Source organism: Pseudoalteromonas aliena SW19 (assembly GCF_014905615.1).
Classification (GTDB): domain Bacteria; phylum Pseudomonadota; class Gammaproteobacteria; order Enterobacterales; family Alteromonadaceae; genus Pseudoalteromonas; species Pseudoalteromonas aliena.
The window spans coordinates 151,561-163,444 of record NZ_AQGU01000026.1; the positions used below are offsets into that span (position 1 = coordinate 151,561).

12 protein-coding genes and 1 other RNA gene are annotated in these 11,884 nt (G+C 39.5%); all 13 read right to left on the reverse strand.

Annotated features, from left to right (window positions below; all coding sequences use genetic code 11):
- The 13 genes from PALI_RS11900 to ssrA all read right to left on the reverse strand — a co-directional run bounded on the left by PALI_RS11900 (position 1) and on the right by ssrA (position 11,734).
- Complete coding sequence (locus PALI_RS11900; RefSeq protein ID WP_182758910.1) at positions 1-888, reverse strand: DUF4145 domain-containing protein; 888 nt, start codon at positions 886-888, stop codon at positions 1-3.
- A 53-nt stretch (positions 889-941) separates the two neighbouring features.
- A complete protein-coding gene (locus PALI_RS11905) occupies positions 942-1,958 on the reverse strand; it encodes a virulence RhuM family protein (RefSeq protein WP_193155991.1) in 1,017 nt (338 codons plus the stop codon).
- Positions 1,951-3,291, reverse strand: coding sequence for a restriction endonuclease subunit S (locus tag PALI_RS11910; RefSeq protein ID WP_193155992.1), 1,341 nt, complete (start codon positions 3,289-3,291; stop codon positions 1,951-1,953). The genes PALI_RS11905 and PALI_RS11910 overlap by 8 nt, the downstream gene beginning before the upstream one ends.
- Positions 3,284-3,478 (reverse strand): hypothetical protein, encoded by a 195-nt coding sequence (locus PALI_RS11915; protein WP_193155993.1) that lies wholly within the window; start codon positions 3,476-3,478, stop codon positions 3,284-3,286. The genes PALI_RS11910 and PALI_RS11915 overlap by 8 nt, the downstream gene beginning before the upstream one ends.
- Positions 3,478-5,919, reverse strand: a complete 2,442-nt coding sequence (locus tag PALI_RS11920) for a type I restriction-modification system subunit M (RefSeq protein ID WP_193155994.1) — start codon at positions 5,917-5,919, stop codon at positions 3,478-3,480. The genes PALI_RS11915 and PALI_RS11920 overlap by 1 nt, the downstream gene beginning before the upstream one ends.
- A gap of 1 nt (position 5,920) precedes the next feature.
- Positions 5,921-6,844, reverse strand: a complete 924-nt coding sequence (locus PALI_RS11925) for a restriction endonuclease (RefSeq protein WP_193155995.1) — start codon at positions 6,842-6,844, stop codon at positions 5,921-5,923.
- Between the two features lie 325 nt (positions 6,845-7,169).
- Positions 7,170-7,424: a hypothetical protein gene (locus PALI_RS11930; RefSeq protein ID WP_193155996.1), complete on the reverse strand. Its 255-nt coding sequence runs from the start codon at positions 7,422-7,424 to the stop codon at positions 7,170-7,172.
- Positions 7,425-8,045, reverse strand: a complete 621-nt coding sequence (locus PALI_RS11935) for a YagK/YfjJ domain-containing protein (protein ID WP_193155997.1) — start codon at positions 8,043-8,045, stop codon at positions 7,425-7,427. It abuts the gene before it with no gap.
- A gap of 127 nt (positions 8,046-8,172) precedes the next feature.
- Positions 8,173-8,385 (reverse strand): hypothetical protein, encoded by a 213-nt coding sequence (locus PALI_RS11940; RefSeq protein WP_193155998.1) that lies wholly within the window; start codon positions 8,383-8,385, stop codon positions 8,173-8,175.
- Complete coding sequence (locus tag PALI_RS11945; RefSeq protein ID WP_193155999.1) at positions 8,382-8,591, reverse strand: helix-turn-helix transcriptional regulator; 210 nt, start codon at positions 8,589-8,591, stop codon at positions 8,382-8,384. Before PALI_RS11945 ends, PALI_RS11940 begins: the two co-directional genes overlap by 4 nt.
- 318 nt (positions 8,592-8,909) lie before the next feature.
- Positions 8,910-9,956 (reverse strand): hypothetical protein, encoded by a 1,047-nt coding sequence (locus PALI_RS11950; RefSeq protein WP_193156000.1) that lies wholly within the window; start codon positions 9,954-9,956, stop codon positions 8,910-8,912.
- Entirely contained in the window at positions 9,949-11,160 is a 1,212-nt protein-coding gene (locus tag PALI_RS11955; RefSeq protein WP_193156001.1) for an integrase domain-containing protein, read from the reverse strand. The genes PALI_RS11950 and PALI_RS11955 overlap by 8 nt, the downstream gene beginning before the upstream one ends.
- A 217-nt stretch (positions 11,161-11,377) precedes the next feature.
- Positions 11,378-11,734: a transfer-messenger RNA gene (ssrA, locus tag PALI_RS11960) on the reverse strand.
- Positions 11,735-11,884 lie beyond the last annotated feature (150 nt).

The following is an 11,884-nucleotide window of genomic DNA, read 5'->3' on the forward strand; positions in this document are numbered from 1 at the left end:
TTATTTAGTATTATCTAATTGTTCAAGCTTGGGGAGCTGCTGTGGCTGCTTCTTTTTCTCATATTTTTTAGCCAACTTGTCATACACATGAGTGAGTTCGTTATAGCGAGCATTTCGATCATAAAGCTCTAAAACAAACTGGAAAACTTGAAAAGCGTATAGCAAATCGAGCTCAGCTACATCAGAGCCATGCGTCCCCTCGTTCCCAATCTGTCGCAAGGCATCAAGGTATTTAGCCTCTTCAGGATGGGTTTTCTCCAAACTTTTGATCATTCGCCCAAGGTTGTTACCCTCAACCTGCATATCCTTGCAAAAGTTTTCAATTGCCCGTCTTAATTTAGAGGCTGAGGATGGAGGATCAAAATGAAAGTGTTTAAATGCATCTAGTAACTCTTCAGCTATATGTTTGGGAACATTTTCTGAGATCGGAAATATAAAAATAGATGGGGAAAAATGCTCAACTTTTATTTGTCTAGCCTTTGATGATGACTGACTCATGCCAGTTTGGTGCTCCAATAACATTCCTGAAGCACTTATATTCTGTTGACAGTTCGCACACTCAAAAAAACTGTTAAATATAAAAGTATTACCATTTGTAGGCTCAACAGCCTCGGCATAAGCGTTTGTAAAAGTTAGAAGCAATGGGATAAGAAGACCTTCACTTTTGTTACTTACTTCGCGACTTTTATCGATTAAAGCCTGTTTTCTCTCTTTTTCAAATCGGTATTTTCGACTGGTAATAAGTAAGTGTTCTTTATTAACAGGCCGAGATTGAACACTTTCTTTGCTTAACTTTAGTGAATACTGATTACAATGAGGACAAGGCAGCTCAGGGTAACTATCTAAGTCAATAAAGCCTGAAATCCTTTTCCATAATTCTATATCCATTATTTCTCAATCCCTTTGTTATTTTTTTACTTTATATGCAAAATTTATTTAAGTTACTTTTCAGGTTTATCCTGCAGCTGCTTTAGCGCATTAGCTAAGTCTAAATCAACCTTTGATGGCTGGGCATCAATTACTCTTCGGTATTTATCGTATTCTTGTTTGGCTTTTTCAGTAGCTTGTGCCTGTGAAATATTGCCAGCGTGGTTAAGTACTTCATAGTCACTTAGCCGTAAAAAGTCATCAAGCTTGCTCGCCCAGTCTGCCATTTTCATTAACTTACCATTACGCGCTTGCAGCTCTGCAAACTCTAAGTAGGAGTTAACTAGCCTGTTTAGAGTATCGAGCTCTTGCGCATTTAAATAGTTTTTGCCTGTAACCACCTCTTTGCGGGTTGGCTCTGTGCCTGCAAAGCTAGTTAAGCCTAAATGAGGTTTGTCGGCATCAATACGTTTAAACACCAGCTCTGCTGCAGTATTACCATGAGCAGCCCAGTGCATTTTATTTTGCACTTTAGCAAAAAAATCAACACTGGTTTGTGCTTTGCCGTCGTAATCAATGCTGGTGGCGTATATATCGCACACCTTGCGCCAAAATATTTTCTCTGATGAACGTATGTCGCGTATGCGGTTTAACAGCTCATCAAAGTACTGCATGTTATCAGGGTTTTTAAGGCGCTCGTCATCCATTACAAAACCTTTGGTTAGGTACTCTTGTAATGTTCCTGTTGCCCACTGGCGAAATTTAGTGCCTTGCTTAGAGCGCACGCGGTAACCCACCGCTAATATGGCTTCTAGATTATAATGCGCTACTTCGCGAGCAACTTCTCGCGTGCCCTCTTTGCGAACTATTCGGAAATTCCTAATGGTTGCATTTTGTTCAAGTTCGCCCTCACTATAAATGTTACTTAAATGCTCATTGATAGTGGGTACGCTCTTTTGATAAAGCTCAGCAATTAAGTTTTGAGTGAGCCAAAGCGTTTCTGTTTCAAAACGACACTCAACCTTAGTTTGCCCTTTATCTGTTTCAAATAAAATAAACTGCCCAAGTGGTGGCGTAACATTATTAGTCATTAGGCTGCTCCCAATGTCGCACGTCTATTTTACCTGTTACTGCGGCAGAGATTAGTGCGGTGCGGCGCTCTTGCATCAACTCAATCGCTCTAAAAACCGAAGATGTTAGGCTATCATACTTGGCTAGAACCATTGATAAGTACTCCACTATCTTAACTTGCTCATCTATTGGCGGTTCAAATAAAGGAATGTTTTTAATGTCAGCCATATTGAAATGTGCAACGGTACTGCCTTGTGACAATTGTTTTACAAAATCATCAGCTAAACCTGAATAAATAGAATGAAGTACAAAGTCTGGTGATACTCTAGTTTGATCAAGCTTGAATAAGACCATTCTTTGTCCGAGACAAAGAGGAACCTCCCCAGTATAAACACAAGCTTCACCAGCTGGAGCTTCTCTAGTGAACAGTATGTCACCAACCTCAGGTAGGCCTCGTTTTGTCCATTCTTCGTAGGTGGAATTATTAGTATATTTCCCGCCTTCTAACCGTAACTTCCCATCTTTGACGTTTGTTGTGCGACAAACCAGATATTCACCATCATCATAATAAGGAGCTGTCTTGTGTTCCGCATCTATAATCTGATGTGTTATATGCTTTAGCTTTATCATCCCCCAATGTTCAGGCACTTCGCCCAGCCACGCTACATCCGAATCTTTCATTGGGGCTTGTGGGTTGAGGCCTTTAGTCACAGCATGGCATATCACCGCTTGGCGCTTTTCTTTAAGCAACTTAATCAGTTGTTGCTGCTTTTCAATCAAGGTATCGATTTTAGCGGTTTCGTGATCGAGGAAGTTGGCGATTTGAGTTTGTTCTTGAATATCATCAAGTGGTAGAGGTATTGACCCGAACTGCTCATAAGATATTGATTTTCCGTCCCTCAAGCTATCCGTTGATGCTTGAAGTGAAGCGATATACGGGTCACTTTTGAGTAGGTATCTATAGTAACGAGGTTCAATTGATTTCACGGCTTCCAGCACTGTATAAGCTGGAGATACACAACCTTCATAGTTACTATGTTCAATCCCACCTTCAAAACTTCTAAGACTAATGACAAAATTATCTTTAGCTACATGACGAAACGAATCAGTACCTTTTAATGCGAGCATGACTTTCGAGTCATTCAACTTCATCATAATAGATTGAGGAATCACACCATATTTTTGACTCGCTGCTAATTGTTCATCAGTTTCAAGAGCTTTCACCCTAACTGTATTAAATATGCGCTTCCCATCAAATATTCTCCAATGCAATGGAATATTCCCAAGCCATTCAACGCCCGAATCCTTATATTCAGGATAAGCCTGATATTTACCAGCCTTTAACTTACTCATACAAACCTCCTAATTGAGGTTTAACCCATTTGGGCAACAAGTTGTTGCCCAAATGGCTGCACAAGGTTAAAAGCTCGGTATTCAATTTAACAAGACCTTTTTGGCTGGATGCCATTTTTTGTGTAAGCTCGGTCAGCCATTGTTTGTCTTCTGCACTTAGCAGTAATACTGGGTGTTCATCGCTCATTACTGGTGCACCTCTTGCAATAAGGTCATTATGTCACTGCTCACAGCATCAAGCTCTTTATCAATCTCAGCTAAATCACGTGGTGGCTGATATTCATAAAAATGGCGATTAAACGGTATTTCGTAACCGACTATACCTAGCTCGCCGTCTTTATCATCGCACTTAGTGTCATTAATCCATGCATCGCTTACGTGCGGGGCAACCTCACGGTTAAAGTAGTTTTCAACCATCTCTTTGGTCGTCATATTGGGTTGCAGTGCACCTTCAGCATAAGCTTCTTTGAGTGGGATGTTTTCGTTATCACGCAGGTCGCCATCTTGCTTATAAGTAACTACTTTTCCTTGCCACTTTTTAACATTACCTTGATATTCAAATGCTCCATACATTGGGTCTGCCTGATCTTTAAATAATTTATCAACCACGCATTCAGCTTCTGGGTTTTTAAACGTAATGGCATCGAGCAGTTGTTTTTTCTCTTTGGTTTCGAGCTTAATATCTAAGGCTTTAAGCGCTTGTGTATAGGTAATGTCAAACTGGTTGAAGTCGTCTGATTGCAAGTGCTTGCCACCAGCATCATCACCTAATTGCGTTTGTAGTTGCTGCGCTTTTTCCATAAGTGATTTTTGGAATAACCAAAGTTTAGGCTCTAATACATCTTTAATTTGTTTTTCTTTCAGCTCTGGGAAGTCGGCTTTAATAATCGCTCTGGCTTCAATTTCAACGGCGCTTAAATCGCCATATTGACTATTACCCGAGTTGTCAGTAGTCCACTGTGCGCCAAATTTTTCATAAAGCGCCATCATGGCTGCATTGAAAGGCTTAGGTGCAAAGCGCAGGGATGCAATAGCTTCATCAGTTACTTGCGCTGACAACCTAAGTGGGCGCTCTATAGTGATACGGCGAAAACCAAACTCATAGGTATTAAATATTTTGCTAGCAAAGGTTTTTGCTACATCGACTTTAGGGTTAGCCGCTTGGCGACCTCGGCTACTTTTAGCCTCTATTGGTTTAATTAAACCTAGCTCTTCAAGTGTTGTTGTTTCTACTTGTGCAAAGTTACCAAAGCTGCGAGTGATTAGTTTAATGTCGTCTTCGCTCATGATATTACGTTTAGAACCAAGAGATTTACGCATTTTACCGCATAGGTTAGCGCCATTAATTAGCTGAACCTTATTTTTACGCTCAGCGCTTTGCTGCTGCGCTTTTTTGTTCGACAATACCCACACATAAGTAGCAATACCTGTGTTGTAAAACATATCTGTAGGTAAGGCTATAATTGTCTCAAGTAAGTCAGACTCTAAAATATAGCGACGAATCTCACTTTCACCGCTGCCAGCTCCGCCCGTAAATAAAGGTGAGCCATTTAGAATAATACCAATACGCCCGCCGCTGTTAGAATCATTTGCAGAGGGTGATGCATCGCGCATTTTACTAATTAGGTGCATTAAAAATAATAGCGAACCATCAGACACTCTTGGTAAACCTGCACCAAAACGACCATCAAAGCCCTTAATGGTATGTTCGTCTTTAATATCGCCTTCAATCTTTTTCCAATCTACACCGAATGGCGGATTAGACAGCATGTAGTCAAACTTATCTACTGCAAGCTGATCATTCGATAAGGTATTACCTAGTTTAATACGGCTTACGTCTTGTCCTTTAATAAGCATATCGGCTTTACATATCGCGTAAGATTCTGGGTTTAACTCTTGACCAAATGCGCGCATAACCGCATTAGGGTTAAGCTCGTGTACGTATTCCATACCTGATGATAAAAAGCCGCCAGTACCTGCTGTTGGGTCGTAAATGGTACGGATAATCCCTTCTTTGGTTAGGGCGTCATCGTCTTCCATAAACACCAGTGAGGTAGTTAAACGCACGATATCGCGCGGGGTAAAGTGCTCTCCTGCGGTTTCGTTAGAGCTTTCAGCAAAGCGACGTATTAACTCTTCAAACACTAATCCCATATCGTGGTTTGATATAGCTTGAGGGCTCAAGTCAGTTGTAGCGAATTTTTTAACGACTTTAAAAAGCAAGTTGGCGTCATCTAATAGCCCTATAAACTCATCAAACTTAAAGTGCTCAAAAATCTCGCGGGCATCGGCTGAAAAGCATTGAATATAACGCTCAAGGTTGGCTTTAATATCACCCTGCCCCATTTTGCCCAAATCCATAGGCGAGGTATTAAAAAAGGTTAAGCCGTTTGTAGCTCTTATTAATAGCTTTTCTTGTGCATCTTCTGGGAGGTTTAACGCTTTAATGCGCTCAAACTCGGCGACTACTGCATCTTTACTTGGTGCGAGTACACATTCAAGGCGACGTAATAAAGTAAAAGGTAAAATAACACGGCCATATTGAGACTGCTTAAAGTCACCGCGAAGCAGATCAGCTACTGACCAGATAAAAGCAGCTGTTTGAGAAAAGTTATTATTAGTTGTCATTTTAATCTTCCATAAAGTAATCGCTATCGAGCGCTTTTACTTCAAATACATGTTTGGTGCTTACACCTAAGTTATGGGTGAGCATGAGTTCGGTTAGTTGTGCGCCATCCACCAGCACTATGCGCTTTTCTATCATGCCTACGTATTCGAGGGCATCCTTACTAAAGCTGCTGGTGGTAATGAACACGCCCTTTTTAGCACGGTGCATATCAAGCGCACCTGCAAAGGCTTGTATATCTGGGCGACCAACTGTTTTATTGGTATAACGCTTGGCTTGCAAGTATATCATTTCAAGACCAAGTTTATCTTCTTTGATTACACCATCAATGCCACCATCTTGCGTGTATTGAGTAGCTTGGCCTGCATCTTTACGTGAACCGCCGTAACCCATAGCGAGCATTAAATCGACCACTAGGTTTTCAAAAAATACGGGGGAGGCTGCTAATATCGCTTTTAGTATTTCGTCACTTAGGTTGGTATTGAGTGTATCTACTGCAGCTTCTAGAAGCTCTTCAGGGGTTTTATCTGAGTTATTACTTACTATGCTGGTGGTGTTTACTTGTGTGGGCTCATTTGCGCCTTTAGAGCGTGTTTTAAAATCAAGGAAAGCATCGAACTTACTTAAGTATTGGTTATTGATTGGCGCGCCTGACTCGATTGCAGCTAGCCCTTTTTGAGTGATTTTACAAAAAGCCCTTTTAGGCTGCTCTATTAAACCTGCTTGGACTAAGTAAGTTTTAGCCCATCCCAAGCGATGATAGGCATAGGTTTGCTTGCCGCTCGGTATGCGGAGCTTTAGTTGATCGGCACTAAGCCCAAGCTTTCGGTAAACATCGGCATCAATATCACGCAGTTTAACGGTTTTACCATTGGCTAAACATGCTAGCAACGGGGTCATAAAAGATTGGTAATCAGGGAGTGGCATATAATTCCTTTGTCTGCCATATTCGTTAAAAACTAAATGGCTAATCCATTGCTTTTGTTAATCAACATAATATACAAATAAAGATTTTCAAGCAAAATATACTCCTTACAAAAACGTAACCTCTGCTATTTCACAATATAAAGCGATCACTTTTACAAGGTGATCACTTATTTAAAAGTGATCGCCCAATCCAGTGGTAAGTATAAAATACTGATAATAAACAACTTTAATTCATTTTTTGATTGTTTGGCTGCCTGATCGAACTCTTTTAGATTCTATAAAACTCTTAATTTAAACCATATTATTATGCCCTAGGCATCCCCCGTTACCGATTAAAGTTCACCATAACAGCTCCTTTATAGCGCTTTAAATATTTATAAATTAGCTGCTTATTTCCTGTTGATTGCACCCGCTCTTGTAGCTCATTGAGCTGCATTAAACATAAAGCACGATATTCAAATAAAGTTAACTCTTTGTTTAACGCAACCCCAAAGAATACCTTTGCACGTCCACCATGTTTAAAGGCATTTTTATTGCCTTTCGGGGCTCCTGCTCCTTTTCTTTTACCTCCTCGCGGCATCTAACTCCCCTCCATATATTCAAGTCTACTTGAAGAGTAGTTTTTTACTGATTGCGAAACACGTCGTTTAGAATAGCATTTAGCAAGGTAACTAAGCCTGTAAACAGCCTCCTTAAAGTTATCGTAAAAGTTAGGCTGATTAATAAACAACTGATAAAAGCAATGCTCAGGTATATATAGTGTGCCACCAGCCGAAGCCTTAAACCACCCAGCCTCAATTAAACTTATGACCTTACTAGGGTGCATAATTTTATGACCATTAAAAAAGTAAGCTATATGGTAATGCTGCTGATCAGCTTTGTTCTGCTCTCTTACCCATATATAGGCGAACTCACCGTATGTATGCTTTATTTTCTTTTGAATACTATTAATAAACTGTGAAACAACTTTATTATTTTTACTATATTGTTCTAATCTCAAATCGAGCCTGAGTACAAGCACTTTGGAAAACTTACAAAGCATCACATCCAACTGCTTTAACGTAGCTTTAATAATGTCGTAGTAATATCCACTAGGGAAATTCATTATCTCCAAAGCCATATAAGATTCTTCTGATAGCTTTTGATAATGCACTTCAACACCATATTTATCTTTTAATTTTTGAACTAACTGAGATGGCATGATTTTCTCTAAATATTATAAATAACCTGCACTATTACAATGAAGTTAACCGCACTATGATTGACGTTTTAAGCAAGTAACGGTCATATAAAAGGGTCTACCTGTTAAAATAACATCCCTTATCATCCTAAGAAGTGCTAATTTGGTTGAGCTGTTTTACCTCACTCAAAGGCCAACCAGTAACTTTTTGAGCCAACTTCACAGGCTCTGAAAGAGTTTCTTCTTTTACTAGCTTGCCTACTAAGTAAGACGAAAAACCAAAGTGTTTTTGAATTGCTAATTTTGAAATGAAAATATCCTCATCAGCAATTTTAACTTCTCGTTTAGCTATAAACTTCATGCTTGCATTCTTGAGTCAATCCAATTGATAACATCGCTATATTGCCACCCCATAGCGCGCCCACTTTGCACTAACTTTATACTTTGAGGGAACTCGCCTTTGCTCTGTAAGTCGTAAATCATAGTACGAGATAAACCAGTTAAAGTTTGCACATCTTTAAGGCGAAGAATTCTCTTACTATCAGTTAACAAGTTGTTTAAGTTCATAATATCATTCCAATTATTGAAGGGTTTGAATCCCATAAGTTATTAAAACGAACTAGGACGTTCGCTTAAGTACGGGAAGGATTATGAATACAAAAACAAATACCTTAAATGGAGTTTAACTAACAAAACTCCATTTAAAAAATGATTAAAAGAGCTTATTGGACGTTACGTAATAGCGCTACAATTTAGGGGTTCTAATACTGCGGAGTGCAATGTAGTGAAAAGTATTTTTCACTACATTTGTTATCTTATTTTATAAAGTAACAACTTAATCAAATGGTATGCCAAACAAGCTTTTAGTAAGGGCGATATCAAGCATTACATGAATGCTGTTTTTTTAAATACATTACTAACCATTTCATCAAGCTTGCCACTTTGAATAGATCTTAACTTTTTGTGAGCCCTATTATTTTGATAGTAAAAAGGCTCATAACTAGGGATTTCAGCGTATAACTTGCTAATATAGATGGCCTCGTTGTAAGCATCAAATACTGAAATACGATACTTTTTAGCAAGCCCTTTGAGTATTTTATCAACTAGCACATCGAGGCTAATATTAGGTTTTAAGCTTTGAAAAGCTTTTAGCTTGATAAGTTTATCAATCGCACTGTAAGCTAACGTGAGTCGCCGATCTTCTTGAGGCATAGCTATGCCATTAATATCTTGGCAACCACTATCAAAAAACGACTGGTATAAAGTAGTACAATCACAGGCAAAGTGCTTTTCAAGGTAACTAAACACAATATCTCGTTGCTTTACTTGCTGCTGGCTCCTTTTACCTTTGCTTAAATTAACGCCGATGTATTTTGCTAAACTTTGGGTAGCTTTATGCTCAGATATGACTAATTTTGGATTTAGATACATTCTAAGTAACAAGTCTATACTTGAAATAATACTCCAAGCATCAAAAGTACTATAAGCCTCCTTCGAGACTACTATTTGATACAGCTCTTTAGCCACACGTTGATACGTTAGAGTTTTTAACTGCCTTACCTTGGCAACTTTCTCATTTCTTAAGGCAATCCCTTGATGATACATCAGGCTTTTCGAATAGCGATTCAGTGCATTTAGTTCACCAATAAGCTCACCTAACGCTAAAAAGTCTGAAGGCCGCAACTCTTCGTTTGCGTCAACGGCATCATATAGTTTATCGAGCTTAGTCTTTATCTCTGTACGAGTAATGCCAAGCATATGCAACTCATCAAAGACTGTTAAAGCAGTATTGTCTTCAATGGTTAATAGTGAATGACTAAGCTTATCTAAAAATGCTAACAAAGAGCCTGACTCTATAAGTTCTTTATCGTTTGAAATTAGACTAGCAGTAGTAATATCAAGGGCATTGAATTGAGATAGCTTGTCAAACACTCGCTGCCACCTTAGCTTTATTGATATAATCGCTCCACCAGCTCATTACTTCTCTTCGGTTTTCAACATACTCTGCACGATTATAAGCAGCTCTAATTTCGTTTTTCTCTTGGTGAGCCAATGCAACTTCTATTAATTCTGAATCAAACAGTTTAGTTTCATTTAATATTGTACTAGCAAGTGATCTGAGGCCATGAGCAACCAACTCACCTTTAAAACCCATGCGCTTAATTGCAGCATTAGCAGTTTGAGAATTAGTATGACTTCTTGGTTCTCTGTCGGCAGGAAAAATATACTGGCGATGACCACTTACAGGCTTCATTATTTCGAGTATACGTAATGTACTTGGCGTTAACGGTACTTTATGGCTTTTCGACATTTTCATTTTTTCTGCGGGTAATATCCATACCTTGCTTTCAAAATCTATTTCAGACCACTCAGCCATAGCAGCTTCACTAGGCCTTACCATTGTATGCAGTTGCCATTCGATTAAGCACCGAGTTGTAAACTTAATACTTGCTCTTGAAAGAGCCTCCATAAACTCAGGTAACCTTTCACTGCCTATAGTGGCCATAGACTTTTTGATCGGAGTTTGAAACGCAGCTTTAATACCCGCCAAAGAGTTATGCTCTACGACTCCTGTATTAACCGCATAAACCATGATCTCATTTAAACGCTGGCATAACCTTTTTACAGTTTCAAGCGCCCCCTTGGCTGCAATAGGCTTAATAGTATCGATAGCGAGCTTTGCCGTTAGACCACTTAAAGGACGTTGGCCTAAAGTAGGGAATATATGCCTTTCAAGTGAGTTCCACACATCTTCTGCGTAATTAGGTGAAACCGTACTCCTCTTAAGCTCAAACCAGTCGAGCGCTACTTTCTCTAATGTATTTAAACGTGATTGAGTCTCTTGAGTATATTGTTGCTCTTTGTACTCTTTTGGGTCTATTTCATTAGCAAGAAGCCCGCGAGCCTCTTCTCTTTTTGCTCTAGCAGCGGCAAGGGTAATTTGAGGGTACTGCCCAAAAGAGAGGTTAGTTCTTTTTTTAGTGAATGGTCTGTAGTACTTAAATAACCAACTTTTAGTACCATTAGGCCTTATTGATAACTGAAGTCCACTACCATCAGAAAGTGAGTATTCCTTTTCCTTAGGCTTAGCTTGTTTAATTTGGGTATCGTTGAGGGGTTTTACAGTTCTGGCCATTTATTTTATATATACCATGCTCTAGCCCTGTGAATTCAAGGCTTTCTTATTTTTAGTACCACAGCATTTTCACAAGTGAGGGCTTTGGTACTAACCATGGTACTAAAAATACTGGACGTAGGTAAACATCTTGGGATATTACAGGCAATAAAAAACCCGCTAACCTATGTGGCTAGCGGGTTTCCTGTATCTGTTCGGATGTTATCGAACAGCAAATTGGTGGAGCTGGGGGGATTTGAACCCCCGTCCGAAAAGCCTCGACCGTCGGTACTACATGTTTAGTATCGTCATTTAATTAACCTTTAGATCTCGGACGAACACGATAAATAAAGGCGAGGCCGCTTAGTTTTAGCGCTTCAACCCCGGCCAGGGTTTCCGTCGCGATCAGGTGTTAGGGTGACACTCCAAAATCCAGTCCACAAGAATACATGGAAGGAGCGCTAGCTAGCCTAAGCTGCTAGAGAGTAGTTATCGTCGTTTGCGATTACTTTAGGTTGCGGCTGTTTAACGAGGCAAACCGCACCTCGACATGCACCTTGGGCGTCTTGAATTCCGTCGAATCCTAATCAGCCCCTGAATTAGTAAACTCAATTCAGAGCGTGCGAGCAGTATAACTGAGTAAAGTGCTGATACTCAAGAGGTAACACACTTTTATTTTAGTTATTATAAAAACGGCGTATTAAACACACATTCTCGCCTTATATCACAAAGTGCTTAAACAACA